Source organism: Collinsella sp. 1033st1_E11_1033SCRN_220408 (assembly GCF_039062465.1).
In the GTDB taxonomy this organism is placed as follows: Bacteria; Actinomycetota; Coriobacteriia; order Coriobacteriales; family Atopobiaceae; genus Parolsenella.
Window position 1 is genome coordinate 101,816 of record NZ_JBCLNF010000004.1, and the last position, 14,999, is coordinate 116,814.

A 14,999-nucleotide genomic window follows, 5' to 3' on the forward strand; every position below is an offset into this window, starting at 1 on the left:
TAACCAGCTGCCAATTGACGGCCAACCAACGGACATGCCGCTCGCGCGGCAGAAGGGACAACCCATGCTCAACGGAATCCCCAAGAACGTCTCGCCAGACCTGCTGAAGGTCCTGATGGAGATGGGCCACGGCGATGAAATCGTCCTCTCGGACGGCAACTATCCCGCCACCTCGAGTGGCAACCTGCTCGTCCGCTGCATCGGTCTCGGCGTACCCGAGCTGCTCGACTCCATCCTCACGCTCATGCCGCTCGATGATTACGTCGAGTCTCCCGTCGCGATGATGGAATCGCCCACTCCGGAGGAGCCTCCCATTTGGGCCACCTACCGCGAGATCATCAAGAAGCACGCCGGCGACGTGAAGATCTCCCACATGGAGCATGACGCCTTCATCGAGCGCGCCCGCAAGACCTACGCCATCGTGGCCACCTCTGAGGAGGCCACCTACGCGAACATCCTTCTCCGCAAGGGCGTCGTTAAGTAGACGGCGAAGATAGCGTCTTCGCCATCCAAGCAGGAATTCAAGCTTGGCGGGACTCTGGCACATTTTCACACACGATTTGACGCAGAACGGGAAGGCAAGTCCAGTCGCTTGCCTTCCCGTTTCAGTTAACTGACGAATCATACCGCATGCCGACGCAAGCGCAATGATCTCGTGCTTCCAACTTATAATATCAAGTATATGTTTACTCCCCCCAGCGAACGGAGACACGATGGGACTGTTCGATCGCTTCAAGAAGTCCGAGGACAAGCCGGCAAGCAACGTCACTGAGATTCTTGCTCCCGTCGACGGTGAACTCGTCCAACTTTCTGAGACCAACGAGCCCGTCTTTGGAAGCGAGATGATGGGCAAGGGCTGTGCCATCAATCCCACGAGCTCGACCGTCATCTCCCCCATCTCCGGCAAGGTCTCCGTCGTCATGCCGCACGCTGTGGGCATCATCGCCGATAACGGCGTTGAGGTCATGGTTCACGTGGGCATCGACACCGTCGAGATGAAGGGTGACGGCTTCGACGTCAAGGTTGCCCAGGGCGACTCCGTCACCTGCGGCCAGGAGCTCCTTACCTTCTCGCGCGAGAAGGTCGCCGAGGCGGGCCACCCTGACACCACCTTCGTCATCATCACCAACACCGCCGAGTGCGCCGAGGTCGCCCCCGTCGCCAACTGCACCGTCAAGGTTGGCGATGTCGTGGTGAGCGTCACGAAGTAGCTTCCGCGATTCTGCGGGCGCGCGCCCGCGCAAAGCACGTTGACTCGTACAGAGGGCCCGTCGACTCGATGTCGGCGGGCCCTCGTTTTGTGTCTGAAATAAGAAAAGGGCCGTTCCCCGCGGAGTGGGAACGGCCCTTCATGCTGTTACTTCAGCCTTCCGGCTTCAGGTAGCAGTCCTAGATGAGCTTCTGGAGCTCGTCGCAGACGGCCTGGACCTGCGTGCCGATGATGACCTGAGCGGACTCCTTGGAAGGAATCATGACACCCACGGCACCGGCCTTCTTGCAGGCGGCCTCGTCGACCTTGGCGGAGTCAGCGACCTCGAAGCGGAGGCGCGTGGCGCAGAAGTCAACGTTCTTGACGTTCTCCTTGCCGCCCACGGCAGCCAGGACACCAGCGGCGATAGCGGCGAACTTGTCGTCGCCAGAGGTAACGGAAGCGACGCTGGCCTCATCCTCGGAAACATCCTCGCGGCCCGGGGTCTTGAGGTCGAACTTCGTGATAGCGAAGTAGAAGACCGCGTAGAAGACCACGAAGGCGGCGATGCCCAGCGGGATGATCATCCAGGTGTTGGAAGCGGCGGGCAGGCTCGCGGAGAAGAGCAGGTCAGTCGCACCAGCGGAGAAGCAGAAGCCCGCGCGGAAGTTCACGTAGTAGACGACTATCGTGAAGATGCCGTACAGGGCGGCGTACACGACGTAGAGCGGGAAGCAGAGGAACATGAAGCCGAACTCGAACGGCTCGGTGACGCCGCAGACAAAGGCGCAGATGGCGGCGGAGAGAACCAGACCGATGGCGGCCTTCTTGTCCTTGGCGGTCTTGACCATGGCGAGGGCAGCACCCGGGATGCCGAACATCATGCAGGGGAAGAAGCCGGACATGTACATGCCGACGCTCCAGTTGGCGCCGTTCTGGCCCATGACGTCGCCGGCCCAGAAGTGGGAAAGGTCGCCGAGGCCGATGGTGTCGAACCAGAAGACGTTGTTGAGGGCGTGGTGCAGGCCGGTCGGGATGAGGAGGCGGTTCAGGAAGGCATAGATGCCAGCGCCGATGCCACCCATAGCGGCGACGCCGTTGCCAAGCGCGACGAGGCCGTCAAAGATGATGGGCCACACGAAGAGCAGGACAACAGAGGTGAGGATGGAGACGAGCGCGGTCATGATGGCGACGCAGCGCTTGCCGGAGAAGAAGGCCAGCCAATCCGGGAGACGGGTGTCCTTGAACTTGTTGTACATGGTGCCACCGATGACGGCGGAGAGGATGCCGATGAAGCAGTTGCCGGCGATCTTGGAGAAGGCGATGCCCTCGGCAGTGAGGAGCCAGGCAGCCTGAGCGTCAGCGTCCATGCCGCGAACGGTACCGACGACAGCCGGGTTGAGGAGCTGCTGGATCATCAGGAAGGCAACAAGGCCGGCGAGGCCGGCGGTGCCGTCATGATCGTCAGCCAGGCCAACGGCTGCGCCGATGGCGAAGAGCCAAGCCATGTTGTCGATAAGAGCGCCGCCCGCCTTGACGAGCAGGAAACCAACGGTGTAGGCCGCACCAGCGGTCTCAGCGCCAGGAACGCCCATGACGCCGGGGGCGAGCAGATAGCCAACGCCCATGAGGATGCCAGCGACGGGTAGCGCCGCGACGGGAAGCATCAGCGCTTTGCCGAGCTTCTGGAGATACTTCATCATTCGGTATCCCTCCAACCTTTCATTTGTACTGCTTTCCAAACAATACGTACGCGTCCCCGCGAATTCATCGGTTGGCCCTCCGCGAGCCAACCAGAAGCGGAAGCGAACTTGAGTGGTGGGAGTCCCTCTCTCCCTCCAACTCCGTATATTAAGCTATCACAGAATTTCCAAATTGCCCGTATCCGCAGCCGAACGGTATCTATTTGTTCGCTGAGCGGTAATCATTTGGTCGAGTCGATTTGAGCCGACATCGGGTCATGAGTTACCGTTTGCGCACATGCCTACCTGCGCTTTTAATGTTGTCAGAAAATGCTCTCGCATTATTTGGGTACAAGCACCAACGGATCGCCCGAACTTCCCCCATAGTGCCTCACTTGACATATCAAGCTGGGGACGTAAGAAAGAACCTGAAAAAGGGACAGTCCCTTTTTCAGGTCCCTTTGTCAACTTTCGGCTACTTGGTGAAGGGGAAGTCACCGGAGGCGAGGGCCTCGACGGCGTCGGCGACGGCGAAGTCCTCGCAGGCGCCGATGTGCCAACGCGCGGCAGCGGCGGCCTCGGGCGTGGCATTCGCCACGGCAACGGAGTTCTCCACAGCACGTAGCATCGAGAGGTCATTCTCCGCGTCACCAAAGACGAAGACGTCCTGCGACGCCACACCCAGGTAATCCGCAAGCCAAAGCACCGCGGCTCCCTTGTTCCATCCCGCAGGCATGATATTGACGAAGCCTTGCTGCGGCACGTCGAAGTCAAGCTCCGGAATCTCCCTCGTGAGAAGCTCCGCGAGCTCGCGCGTAGCCGCGTCGTCGCCCGCGACGAAGGCGTTCGCCTTGACCACGTCATGACCAGGCAGCGGCTCGTAGACGCCGCACGCCCCATAGCGCGGGAACGCGACCTTAAGGTCCTCCATATCACCCGCGACGACCTTCGGGGCAGCGCCATCAAACCAGACAAGACCCGCACGCGGCACCTCGGCGGTGAGGGCGGCCATGCGTGCGACCAGCTCGGCGGGGATATGGCGCTCGAGCACGAGCTCGCCACCATAGCTCACCTGTAGGCCGTTCGTGGCGATGCTCGTCTGGTAGCAGGGCTCGTCCCCGTCAAACAAGATGCTGATCCAGTCGCGGCCGCGCCCGCTGCAGGGACCCACGGCACAGCCCGCCTCGGCGGCGGCCCTAAACGCCTCGCGCACGCGGGTAGGTACCACGCTATCGCCAAAGGGCATGATCGTGCGGTCGATATCTGCAAGAATGAGCCTCATTCAACTACCCCCTCAAAGAAAAGGCCGGCGCACCCCATCCCCTGGAACGCACCGGCCATACGGTCCTATTGACGCACGAGCCTAGAGGCTCTCGATGACCTTGACCACCTGGTCGACGTACTGCTCGCAGATGGCGGGCGTCGCGGCTTCGACCATGACGCGCACCATCGGCTCGGTGCCACTCGCACGAACCAGGGCACGGCCCTCACCCTCGAGGGCGGTCTCGACACCAGCAACGGCAGCCTTGACGCGCTCGTCTGCCATGACGGCGTTCTTGTCCGCAACGACGACGTTCTTGAGCAGCTGCGGATAGATCTTGACGGGCTCCGTGAGCTCAGAGAGGGTCTTCTTGGAACCAAGCATGGCCTCGAGAATGCGCAGGCTCGTGTTGATGCCGTCGCCCGTAGCGCTGTACTTGGAGAAGATGACGTGGCCGCTCTGCTCGCCGCCGAGGGAGTAGCCGTGCTCGCTCATGCAGGCGGAAACGTACTTGTCGCCCACGGCAGTCTGCTCGTAGGAAATGCCCGCGCGCTCGAAGGCCTTGTAGAGGCCGAGATTGCTCATGACCGTGGTGACGACGGTATTATCCGCAAGCTGGCCCTTCTTGGCCATGTAGGTGCCGCAGGCGTACATGATGAGGTCACCGTCGACGACGTTGCCGTGCTCGTCGACCGCGATGCAACGGTCCGCGTCGCCGTCATAGGCAAAGCCCACATCGAGGCCCTTCTCGGCAACGAGGTTCTGAAGCTGCTCGATGTGAGTCGAGCCACAGCCGCGGTTGATGTTAAAGCCGTTGGGCTCGTTGGAGACGACGTAGGTCTTGGCGCCCAGGGCATCGAACACGCCCTTGGCGATTGGCGTGGAGGCGCCGTTCGCGCAGTCAAGGCCAACGCGCAGACCGTGCAGAGAGAAGCTGGCGGAGCTGATGAGGAAGCCGATATAGCGGTTGCGGCCCTCGACGTAGTCGATCGTGCGACCGATGTCCTCGCCGGTGGCAAGGGGCACCTCGGTCTTGCCGTCGATGTAGTCCTCGACCATCTCGAGGACCTCCGGCTCCATCTTGTAGCCACCGGAGTTGATGAGCTTGATGCCGTTGTCCGTATAGGGATTGTGGCTGGCGGTGATCATGATGCCGCAGTCGAAGTCCTCGCTACGAACGACGTAGCTCACGGAAGGCGTGGTGGTGACGTGGAGGAGGTAGGCGTCCGCGCCAGAGGCGACGAGGCCAGCGCCAAGCGCATACTCGAACATGTAGCTGGAACGGCGCGTGTCCTTGCCAATAACGACCTTGGCCTTGCGACCCTCGCGCAGGCCATAGTACCAACCGACGAAGCGGCCGATGGCAAAGGCATGGTCAACGGTAAGGCCCTCGTTAGCACGGCCACGGAAGCCGTCAGTGCCAAAGTACTTCATAGTCTGTTCTCCCAAGATCTTGGCGGGACACCCCTTGCGGCTGGCATCCCCGTCGTCGTGAGAATTGCCCTCTTATTATGCAACGCGAAGGGAAGCGCCATACGGTTTGAGCAGCGTTGAATTACCCGTCTCCATCGACTTTCTCGAACGCACCGGGGGCACCCGGCACGGCCCGGGCGGGCAGCGGTGCTTCGACATGCATGCCCGCCTTAAGCGTGCAGAATCGTACGCCGGAAGAGCCGCAAGGTCCGTTACGCGCGCGCTCGCCGTCCTGCGCCCGGCCGCGACGCCATGTCGGCGCTACACTTCAAATACCGGACCATAATCAAGGAGGAAGCATGCCCGCCATACCCCAGGACCTCGCCGCGCTCGACAAGCTCCAGCGCCACCTCTTCGCCCATCGCCACGCCCAGACCTCGATCGCCTTCGCCGGCGAGACGAGCGACCCCGCCAACGCCACGGCAGCCCGCGCGGAGGCGATGGCCACGCTCGAGGAGGAGGCCCACGACTACCTCTGTCGTCCCGAGACCGGCGAGCTGCTCGCGCGCCTCGGCGCCGCCGCCCTCGCGGGCGAGCTCGACGAGACCCGCGCCGCCGAGGTTCGCGTCCTAACCCGCGACCGCGCAGACGCCGTTGACGTTCCGGCGGATGTCGCCGCGGACTTCGCACGTCTCGCAAGCGAGGCCCAAGCGGTCTGGACTCGCGCCAAGGTCGCGAATGACTGGAACTCCTTCGCCCCCTACCTCGACCGACTCGTTGCCGCCAGGCGCGAGATGGCGCTCATGCGCGTGCCCGAGAAGGACCCCTACGAGACCCTCCTCGACGAGTACGAGCACGGCAGCTCGCGCGCGTTCTATGACGCCTTCTTCTCCGAGGTGAAGGGCTGTGTCATTCCGCTCGTCGCCGAGATTCGCGAGCGCGGGTGGCAGCCCAGCCGCGCCTGCGTCGAGGGGCACTACGACCACGACACGCAGATGGAGCTCTCTCGCGACCTTCTCCGCATCGAAGGGCTCGACCTCGACTCGATGACCTTCGCCGAGACCGAGCACCCCTTTAGCGACTCCGTCTCCAGCCGTCACACCTTCATCGCGACTCACGTCTACGAGGACGACGTCATGAGCAACGTCTTCTCGATGCTTCACGAGGGTGGCCACGCCATGTACGAGCAGAACATCGACGTCGCCTATGACCACGGCATCCTCAACGGCGGCATCTCGAGCGGCGTCCACGAGAGCCAGAGCCGTTTCTTCGAGAACTACGTGGGCAGGAGCGAGGCCTTCGCGCCCGTATTGCTCGAGGCGCTAAGGAAGCGCTTCCCCGGACGCTTCGACGACGTCACACCGCGTGAGCTTTACCTCGCCGTCAACCGCGCCGAGCCGAGCCTCGTTCGCACGGAGGCGGACGAGCTCACCTACTCGCTTCACATCGTAATTCGCTATGAAATCGAACAGCTCCTCATCGCCGGCGAAGCCACCGCGGCGGATGTCCCTGCCCTTTGGAACGAGCGTTACCGCAGCTATCTTGGCATCGACGTGCCCACCGACACCCTCGGCTGCCTCCAGGACATCCATTGGTCCTGCGGAGACTTCGGCTACTTCCCCACCTATGCACTGGGTGGCGCCTATGGCGCGCAGCTACTCGACACCATGCGTGCAGACGGCATCGATTTCGAGGGTAACGTTGGCGCTGGCGACCTCGCCCCGATCCGCGATTGGCTGCGCGAGCGCATCTGGCGCCACGGACGCGCCATCGAGCCCATGCCACTTATCGAGGCTGCGTGCGGTGGCAAATTCGACGCCTCCCACTACACTCGCTACCTCGCGGAGAAGTTCTCCGGCATCTACAACCTGTAGGGAGGCACGGATGCGAGCACTCATCCAGCGCGTGAGGCACGCGAGCGTCACCGTCAACGGCGAGATCACGGGCAGCTGCGGAAAGGGCCTGCTCGTGCTCCTCGGCATCGGACACGAGGACGACGAGGCCCTGGCGGAGAAGCTCTGGAACAAGATCTCTGGCCTGCGCATCTTCGAGGACGAGGACGGCAAGACCAATCTCTCGCTTGCCGATGTGAGAGGCGAGGCGCTCGTCGTGAGCCAGTTCACGCTCTATGCCAATTGCCGCCGTGGGCGCAGGCCATCCTTCACCGATGCCGCCGGGCCCGAGCTCGCCAACAGCCTCTACGAGCGCTTTTGCGAACTCGCAGAGGCAGACCTTGGCTCCGAGCACGTCGGGCGCGGCATCTTTGGCGCGATGATGGAGGTCTCCCTCGTCAACGACGGCCCCTTCACCATCTGGCTCGACACCGCCGAGCTGTAGGCGTCCAACCGCGCCGAGCATCGCGTGGGAGGGGTGCGGACGGCATGCCCATCCCCCGCTCAGACAGCTTTGCTGCGCAAAGAACTCGCGGGTGACGGGCATGCCGCCCGCCACCCGCGATGACGTTATCGCTGTAGATCCGCTAGCTACTCGACCGAGCGGGAGACGGGCACGGCGCCCGCCGCGCTATAACGTTAGATTCTGCAGCTACTCGGCCGCGGTGGCTCCGCCCTCGGACGAGCCGCCGCTGCGGTGACGACGGCGACGACGCTTCTTGGGAGCATCCCCAGACTGCTGAGGCTCGCCAGCCTGTCCGCCGCGCTGCTGCTTGCCCTCGCGCTGTTGGGAGTCCCCGGGCTGGCCAGCCTGCTGCTTGCGCACGCGCTTCTGGCGCGGCTGCTGCGTGCCAGCATCGGCCGCGGCGGCGCCACCCTTGTCGCCGGGACGGCGGCGACGGCGCTTGGGGGCGGCATTGCCCTGCTCGGCAGCATCCTCGCGCTGCGGCTTCTGCTCGCGCGGCTGCTGCTGGGCCTCGCCGGAAGCCACAGCCTCGCCCTCGGCATGGTGACGACGGCGACGAGACCTACGACCCTCGCCCGGAGCGCTCTGCTTGGCCTCGTTCATGTTGCCCTGGCCCGGAAGCTTCTCAGCGACATCGCCGGAAATCTCGACGGTCTTGCGACGACGACGCTTGCGCGTGCTCGTCTCGGCAGGCTGCTCAGGCGTGGCGGGCGCCTGCTGCGATGCACCAGAGCCGGAGCCACCCTTGTTGCCACCCTTGTTACGACGGCGACGACCGCGCTCCTCCGTCACGAAGAGGTCATCCTCGGAGAAGGTCTGGTCGGGCAGGAGGCAGTTCTTGCGATCCAGCTCCTCAAGCGCGGCACGGACCTCGGGGCTCGCCAGGCGGTCCATGGTCGAACGAACGACCGTGTCAGGACGACAGGGACAACCAAGCTCCTCGCTCTTCTTGCGCGCGGCATCCGAAGTCTCCATCTCGGCGAGCGGGATGCGGATCTGCTTGCCGTTCTCGAGGCGAAGCGCCAGCTGTTCCTTCGGGGTGTCATACTCGATGATCTTGGCGGTACCGAGCGGGGTCTGGATGACAGCGTTCTTCTTGGGCGCGCGCTGCTTGAAGTCACGGTACGCCTCGAACTCGTAGCGCAGGCAGCACATAAGGCGGCCGCAGGCGCCAGAGATCTTGTTCGAGTTCAGCGGAAGGTCCTGCTCCTTGGCCATGCGAATCGAGACGGGCTCGAAACCGCTGCCAAAGCGCGCGCAGCACAGCTCCTGGCCACAGTGGCCAAAGCCGCCCACGAGCGCCGCTTCCTCGCGCACGCCCACCTGGCGCATGTCGACGCGCTCATGGAGCTCACGCGAAAGATCGCGCACGAGCTGGCGGAAGTCGATTCGCTCATCCGCGGAGAAATAGCAGACGACCTTCTCTCCGCCAAAGATGTACTCGACACCCACGGGCTTCATGTCGAGACCGCTCTTGGAGACGAGCCTGCGGAAGGTGGGCATAGCCGCATCGCCACGCGCCGAAAGCTCGTCGGCGCGAACGAAATCCTCCTCCCCCGCAATACGAACGACGGGCTTCAGGGCCGCGCCGTCGGTCTTACGGTTGAGCTCCGCCTCGTCTATCTCCATTGGATCGCCCGTGGCGAGGCCCATCTCGGTGCCGCGCTCGGTCGAGCAGATGACGTGGTCACCCTCGACGGCGCCGGTCTCACGGGGATCGAACCAAAGTTCGCGCGTGGCATAAGCGAATTTCACCGGAATGACGGTGGGCATAGTGCCTCCTTGCAAGAGCACAGCATGACTTCAAGAGCCAGCTGGGGGGATACGTTGTGGGCGAGGTCGCTTTCCGCGTGGCTCACGGCATCGAGGGCGCGAAGGGCCCCCGCAACATCGGTGCGGGCGGAGAGGCGCGAGACGACGTCCTCGCAGCCGACGTTCACGATGGGGGCGTCCACACCGCTCACGCGCATGAGGACGTCCCGCAAAAGCGAGTCAGCTGCTGCTAGAAGTTCAATGATACCCGAACGCTCGCGGGCGGTAAGCTCGCGCTTGTTACGCTGCTCCACAAGCTTCTGGGCTTTCGAGGAAAGGTAGTCTGCGCTCTCCTCGGCAGCACGCTCCTGATCCGCGCGGACATCATCGAGTGGGACTTTGGCCGCGACGGCAAGATCGCGAGCGGCACAGAGCACGTCCCACGAGTCATCCGCGGCAAGGGCATCGAGCGTGCGGACCATGAGCCTACGAGCCTCACGACGCGCCGGGGAGCGAAGATAGTCACAGGCGCGTTCGGGCGTGCCCGTCACGGCAAGCGCAATCCTTGCGGCGGGGTCGTTCTCGGCCACACCGCAGGTAAGGGCGACGCGACGAGCCGCTTCGGCGGGGTCGCTCACGCGGAAGGGCACGAGCTGACAGCGAGACGAAATCGTGGGCAGCACGGCATCAGCCGTACGCGCCATGAGAATGAAGACCACTCCCTCTGGCGGCTCCTCGATGGTCTTGAGCAGGGCGTTCGCCGAGGCCTCGCGCAGCGTGTCGACACGGTCGAGAATGTAGACCTTCGCGTTAGCGCGCACCGGGGAGAGCGAGACGTCCGCGATGAGCTGGCGCACCTGCTCGACGACGTAGCCGCTCGCGCCCTCGGGCGAGAGCCAGTGGACATCCGGATGCGTGCGATGCGCCACGCGGATGCATTCGTCGCACGAGTCACAACCACCCTTGGGGCAGACGAGGCACTCCGCGAGCGCCATGGCCGCCTCCTGCTGGCCAGAGCCCGGAGCCCCCAGGAAGAGGTAGGCATGGCCCACGCGATGTTCACGCACGGCGGTAGCGAAGAAGTCACGCACGCGTGGCTGACCCTCGACGCGCGAGAACGCGGCGGGGATGTCCTTGCCAGCGTCATTAGCCATGATTGCTCTCCTGAGCCGCGGCGCCCTCAAACAGGCCTGGCAAGGCAGCCGTCAGGGTTTCCTCGAGGCGCGCATATACCTCGTCGGGCGCGCCATCCGCATCGACGAGTCGCACACGTGCCGGCTCTGCTTTCGCAAGCTGGCGATAGTCCTCGCGCACGCGACGCTGGAAGGCGAGGCCCTCCGCTTCCATGCGATCATGCTCGCCCCGCGCACCCGCGCGATTGAACGCTCGCCCTGGATCCATGTCGAGGACGAGCGTCACATCAGGATGAACGCCACAACAGCCGAGTTCGTTCGCGCGGCGCACGAGGGCATCATCGAAGCCGCGGCCGCCGGCCTGGTAGGCATGGGTCGAGTCATAGAAGCGGTCACACACCACGACGGCACCACGCGCGAGCGCAGGCTCGATCACCTCGCGCACGAGCTGGGCACGCGAAGCCTCGAAGAGCAGTAGCTCACACTCAGGGGCCATCTCGGAATTGCCGGGGTCAAGCAGAAGGGCGCGGATCCTCTCGGAGATCGCGGTACCGCCCGGCTCGCGTAGGCGGACGACGTCGCGGCCACACGCCTCGAGGCGCTCGACGAGTCGCGCCACCTGCGTGGTCTTGCCCGCGCCATCAACGCCCTCGAGGGTAACGAATACGCCAGGGCGAGCGGCCGCCGTCTCCGCACGCAGCATCTAGATCGCCTGCCTTGCAGCAACGACCTGGTCAATCACCTGGAGCACGCCGCGGTCCTCGTTGCTGGGCGCCACGAGGCTCGCATGGTTTGCCATGCAGGGCTGAGCGTTGGCCATCATGTAGCCAAAGCCAACGGTCTCGAGCATGTCCGCGTCGTTGGGGGCATCGCCAAAGGCGAGCATCTCGTCAAGGCCGACGCCACAGAGCTCGGAGATTCGGCACATGGCGTTACCTTTGCTCACGCCCTCGGGCATGACATCGAGCCACATGATGCCGCCGCAAGCGAAGGTGTAGTCTCCGCCGATGGCCGCGGCATACTCCGCCTGGCGCTCGGAGGCATCGTTGTTCGGGAAGTAGACCGTGTACTTATCGGCGGGAGCATCGACCTGGGCGAGGTCGTCCACATAGACCACGCGCGTGTAGAAGGTGCGGAAGTAGTCCTCGTACGGCTTCGCGTTAGGCTCGACATAGCAGGCATCAACGCCGCAGATGAGACCCACATCGCCCTTCTCATGCGTGATGCGCGCCATACGGCGGTACTCCTCCACCGGAAGATCCGCCTGATAGATGACCTTGCCATTTCGGCTGATAACGCCACCGTTATCGCCAATCAGCATGATCTTGTGACCAAGGTGGCCGAGATTGTCCTCGAGAGTATAGAGGGGCCTTCCGCTGGCGGCGGAGAAGAGCGTCCCCACGCTCGCGAGCGCGTCAACGCGCTCCTCGAAACCTTCGGGGAGAACGGAGGCGTTCGTGAGGAGGGACCCGTCCATGTCAGACGCGATGAAGCGAACGCGCGCCAAGCCTTCAGGAACCGGTGTCACCTCGAACATGCAGTTATTCCTTACTAGTCTTCTTGCGCGAGGAAGTCGCGCTCTTGGTCGTCTTTTTGGCGGATGCCTTCTTGGCGGGTGCCTTCTCAGCAGTCGTCTTCTTGGCAGACGCCTTTTTGGCGGATACCTTCTCAGAAGTCGCCTTCTTGGAGCTCGCAGCCTTGGTCGTGGTCTTCGCCGCGCCCTTGGTCTCCGTAGCTCGTGCGCCGCGACCACGGGCGAGCGTCTTGCGCTCGTTCGTGGGGCAGTCCATGTTCACGCACTTCTTCCACGGACCGCGCGCCGTCTCGACGATAATCATGGGCGCACCGCACTCGGGGCACGTTTCATCCGTCGCGGTGAGCTTGCCACGAGCCGGGAGCGGATAGCTCGTGCCGCACTCCTCGTAGTTGGTGCAACGGATAAAACGCTTGCCCGTGCGCTCGCTCTTGTGGGCGATGAGGTCGCCATGACGGCCGGCCTCGGCACAGGCGCGGCACTCGCCAACCTTGAGGTCAGGCTCGTAGTTGGTGGGGCACTTCGGGTTGATGCAAATCTCATACGCCTTGGCGCGGAAAGGCTTGCACTTGATACGCGGAGCGCCGCACTCGGGACACACGGCGCCCTCTCCCTCGATGGCCTCATAGCGCACGCCGGAGGGCAGCGGATAGGTGACATCACAGTCCGGCCAACCCATGCAGCCAACGAAGCTGCCACGGGTCTTGGCACTCGACTTGATAACGAGGTCCTTGCCGCACTTGGGGCAGGCACCCACGCGGGCATCCGCCGTGACGGCATCGGCAATCGCCTCGCCGAGGTCATCCTTGTGCTCGATAAGCGCGTCGAGCATGCCGGCGAGCAGCGCGCGCGAGTGGTAGACGACCTGATTCTGGGTGTCGGTGCCCTCGGCGACCTTCGTCATGTCCTGCTCGAGCTCACTCGTCATGTCCGACGTCGTGATGCGCGGAGCGAATTCGTGAAGGGCGTCGATGATGGCCATGCCGAGCTGGCTCGGCTCAACGGGATCGTTCTTGAGGTACTTGACCGTATAGAGGCGCTCAATGATGCTCGCGCGCGTCGACTTGGTACCAAGGCCGCGCTTCTCCATCTCCTGGATGAGCTTGCCCTGGCTGTAGCGCGCAGGAGGCTCCGTCTGCTTGGCCTCGAGGTTGATGCCGAAGACGTCGACGGTGTCACCTTCCGCAAGCTCGGGAAGCTGCTCGTCCTTCTTGAGACCAAAGGGATAGATGGCGCGGAAGCCCGGGTCCTTGAGGACGTCGCCGCTCGCCTGGAAGGGCTCGCCCGCAACGTCAATCGCAAGCTTAGTCCCCTCGATGGTCGCGGGATCAGAGAGCGTCGCGAGGAAACGGCGCGCGATGAGGTTGTAGAGCTTCCACGCGGCAGGCTCGAGCTTGCCGGGGTCAGCCACACCGGTGGGATAGATGGGCGGGTGGTCGGTGTCAAACTGCTTGCCACGCGTTGCATGCATCTCAGGCGCCGCCGTAAGCTTGGCCACGTAGGGCGCATACTGCGGAACGCCCGCGAGCATCTTGGCGGTGGCGCGCAGGTCGAGCGACGGCGGATAGACGGTGTTGTCAACGCGCGGATACGAGATGAGGCCGTCCATGTAGAGGCTCTCGGCAAGGCGCATGGTACGCGCCGGAGAAAGGCCCTCGGACGCGGCAGCAGCCTGAAGGCTCGTCGTGTTGAACGGCGCGGGCGGACGCTGCGTGCGGCTCTTCTTCGTCACCGAGGTGACGGTACCCGTGGTTGCGTTCTGCACGTGACCGAATGCCTCGGTCGCCTCAGCCTCGACCGAGAAGCGACCCTTGGCATGGGAAATCTTGAAGCGCTCGTCCTCCGAGGCGCCAACAGCAGAAGCCTGGCCGTTGATGACCCAGTAGTCCTCCGGAACGAAGGCGAGGCGCTCGCGCTCGCGCTCGACCACGAGGGCGAGCGTAGGCGTCTGCACACGACCAGCGCTACGGACGTTGCCGAAGCCGCCAAAGCGCGCCATCGTGAGATAGCGCGTGAGGGCGGCGCCCCAGATGAGGTCGATGTACTGACGGGACTCGCCGGCATCAGCGAGGTTCTGGTCAAGCTCCACGAGGTTAGCGAAGGCGTGCTCGATCTCCGCTCGCGTATAGGCCGAATAGCGAGCGCGCGTCACGGGAACGTCAGGGTTCACCTCGAGCACCTGAGAAAGGGCGTCAGACCCGATGAGCTCGCCCTCACGGTCAAAGTCCGTGCCGATGACGACGGAATCCGCCTTCTTGGCCAGGTTCTTGAGGGCGCGAATGATGCCCTTCTCCGCCGGAAGCTTCTCAACGGGGGCCCAGACGAGATAGGGCAGGCTCGGGACCTTCCAGCCCTTGATGTCAACGCCATCCTCGAGGAAGGGCTTCTTTTTCTTGAATGGCGGACGCGCGAGGCCATCCGGAACGTCAGCCGGCAGCACCTCTCCCTCCTGGGAGATGGCGTACCAGCCCTGGGCGTCAGAGAACTTGAGCTCAGCGGGGAAATCCGGAGCAAGGATGTGGCCTCGCAGGCCAATCGTCACCCACTCCTCGCCATCACGCTGGAAGCGATAGACAGGCGTGTCGTAGACCTTGTCCTTCTTGGGCTTACCGACCTCAGAAAGCAGGGCGGCGATCTTCTCGGCGGCGTCGTTCTTCTCTGTGATGACGAGCTTCAT

Annotated in this window: 12 protein-coding genes; 4 read left to right on the forward strand and 8 right to left on the reverse strand. The window is 63.7% G+C overall.

Annotated elements, in window-relative coordinates:
• Nucleotides 1-64: 64 nt before the first annotated feature.
• Together ABCN07_RS05015 and ABCN07_RS05020 are read left to right on the forward strand one after the other, a co-directional pair.
• Complete coding sequence (locus ABCN07_RS05015; protein WP_293814290.1) at nucleotides 65-484, forward strand: RbsD/FucU domain-containing protein; 420 nt, start codon at nucleotides 65-67, stop codon at nucleotides 482-484.
• A 229-nt stretch (nucleotides 485-713) separates the two neighbouring features.
• Entirely contained in the window at nucleotides 714-1,211 is a 498-nt protein-coding gene (locus ABCN07_RS05020; protein WP_343005663.1) for a PTS glucose transporter subunit IIA, read from the forward strand.
• 178 nt (nucleotides 1,212-1,389) lie between these two features.
• Here ABCN07_RS05020 and ABCN07_RS05025 read toward each other — a convergent pair whose 3' ends face one another.
• From ABCN07_RS05025 to glmM, 3 genes are all read right to left on the reverse strand, one after another.
• A complete protein-coding gene (locus tag ABCN07_RS05025) occupies nucleotides 1,390-2,892 on the reverse strand; it encodes a PTS transporter subunit EIIC (protein WP_343005664.1) in 1,503 nt (500 codons plus the stop codon).
• Nucleotides 2,893-3,346: 454 nt separating this feature from the next.
• A complete protein-coding gene (locus ABCN07_RS05030) occupies nucleotides 3,347-4,153 on the reverse strand; it encodes an HAD family hydrolase (RefSeq protein ID WP_343005665.1) in 807 nt (268 codons plus the stop codon).
• Nucleotides 4,154-4,234: 81 nt separating this feature from the next.
• The gene (gene glmM / locus ABCN07_RS05035; protein WP_293835599.1) at nucleotides 4,235-5,566 is read right to left on the reverse strand and encodes a phosphoglucosamine mutase; all 1,332 of its coding nucleotides are present in this window, start codon (nucleotides 5,564-5,566) and stop codon (nucleotides 4,235-4,237) included.
• A gap of 338 nt (nucleotides 5,567-5,904) precedes the next feature.
• Between glmM and ABCN07_RS05040 the strand changes: the two genes are divergently transcribed.
• Entirely contained in the window at nucleotides 5,905-7,419 is a 1,515-nt protein-coding gene (locus ABCN07_RS05040) for a carboxypeptidase M32 (RefSeq protein WP_343005666.1), read from the forward strand.
• 10 nt (nucleotides 7,420-7,429) lie between these two features.
• Complete coding sequence (dtd, locus tag ABCN07_RS05045) at nucleotides 7,430-7,882, forward strand: D-aminoacyl-tRNA deacylase (protein ID WP_343005667.1); 453 nt, start codon at nucleotides 7,430-7,432, stop codon at nucleotides 7,880-7,882.
• Nucleotides 7,883-8,089: 207 nt separating this feature from the next.
• Here the strand turns inward: dtd and ricT are convergent, their stop codons facing one another.
• The 5 genes from ricT to ABCN07_RS05070 are packed head-to-tail and all read right to left on the reverse strand — an operon-like array spanning nucleotide 8,090 to nucleotide 14,999.
• Complete coding sequence (ricT, locus tag ABCN07_RS05050) at nucleotides 8,090-9,676, reverse strand: regulatory iron-sulfur-containing complex subunit RicT (protein WP_343005668.1); 1,587 nt, start codon at nucleotides 9,674-9,676, stop codon at nucleotides 8,090-8,092.
• On the reverse strand, nucleotides 9,655-10,809 hold the full coding sequence (locus ABCN07_RS05055) for a DNA polymerase III subunit delta' C-terminal domain-containing protein (RefSeq protein ID WP_343005669.1): 1,155 nt from the start codon (nucleotides 10,807-10,809) through the stop codon (nucleotides 9,655-9,657). Before ABCN07_RS05055 ends, ricT begins: the two co-directional genes overlap by 22 nt.
• Nucleotides 10,802-11,491, reverse strand: coding sequence for a dTMP kinase (gene tmk / locus ABCN07_RS05060; RefSeq protein ID WP_343005670.1), 690 nt, complete (start codon nucleotides 11,489-11,491; stop codon nucleotides 10,802-10,804). The genes ABCN07_RS05055 and tmk overlap by 8 nt, the downstream gene beginning before the upstream one ends.
• Nucleotides 11,492-12,325, reverse strand: coding sequence for an HAD family hydrolase (locus tag ABCN07_RS05065; RefSeq protein WP_343005671.1), 834 nt, complete (start codon nucleotides 12,323-12,325; stop codon nucleotides 11,492-11,494).
• Between the two features lie 4 nt (nucleotides 12,326-12,329).
• Nucleotides 12,330-14,999 (reverse strand): DNA topoisomerase I, encoded by a 2,670-nt coding sequence (locus ABCN07_RS05070; protein WP_343005672.1) that lies wholly within the window; start codon nucleotides 14,997-14,999, stop codon nucleotides 12,330-12,332.

What these genes read in the sequence shown, in the direction of transcription:
- ABCN07_RS05015 (WP_293814290.1), top strand. Translation starts at nt 65, where the DNA reads ATGCTCAACGGAATCCCCAAGAACGTCTCGCCAGACCTGCTGAAGGTC.
- ABCN07_RS05025 (WP_343005664.1), bottom strand. Translation starts at nt 2,892, where the DNA reads ATGATGAAGTATCTCCAGAAGCTCGGCAAAGCGCTGATGCTTCCCGTC.
- dtd (WP_343005667.1), top strand. Translation starts at nt 7,430, where the DNA reads ATGCGAGCACTCATCCAGCGCGTGAGGCACGCGAGCGTCACCGTCAAC.
- ABCN07_RS05070 (WP_343005672.1), bottom strand. Translation starts at nt 14,999, where the DNA reads ATGAAGCTCGTCATCACAGAGAAGAACGACGCCGCCGAGAAGATCGCC.
- ABCN07_RS05020 (WP_343005663.1), top strand. Translation starts at nt 714, where the DNA reads ATGGGACTGTTCGATCGCTTCAAGAAGTCCGAGGACAAGCCGGCAAGC.
- ABCN07_RS05065 (WP_343005671.1), bottom strand. Translation starts at nt 12,325, where the DNA reads ATGTTCGAGGTGACACCGGTTCCTGAAGGCTTGGCGCGCGTTCGCTTC.
- tmk (WP_343005670.1), bottom strand. Translation starts at nt 11,491, where the DNA reads ATGCTGCGTGCGGAGACGGCGGCCGCTCGCCCTGGCGTATTCGTTACC.
- ABCN07_RS05040 (WP_343005666.1), top strand. Translation starts at nt 5,905, where the DNA reads ATGCCCGCCATACCCCAGGACCTCGCCGCGCTCGACAAGCTCCAGCGC.
- glmM (WP_293835599.1), bottom strand. Translation starts at nt 5,566, where the DNA reads ATGAAGTACTTTGGCACTGACGGCTTCCGTGGCCGTGCTAACGAGGGC.
- ricT (WP_343005668.1), bottom strand. Translation starts at nt 9,676, where the DNA reads ATGCCCACCGTCATTCCGGTGAAATTCGCTTATGCCACGCGCGAACTT.
- ABCN07_RS05030 (WP_343005665.1), bottom strand. Translation starts at nt 4,153, where the DNA reads ATGAGGCTCATTCTTGCAGATATCGACCGCACGATCATGCCCTTTGGC.
- ABCN07_RS05055 (WP_343005669.1), bottom strand. Translation starts at nt 10,809, where the DNA reads ATGGCTAATGACGCTGGCAAGGACATCCCCGCCGCGTTCTCGCGCGTC.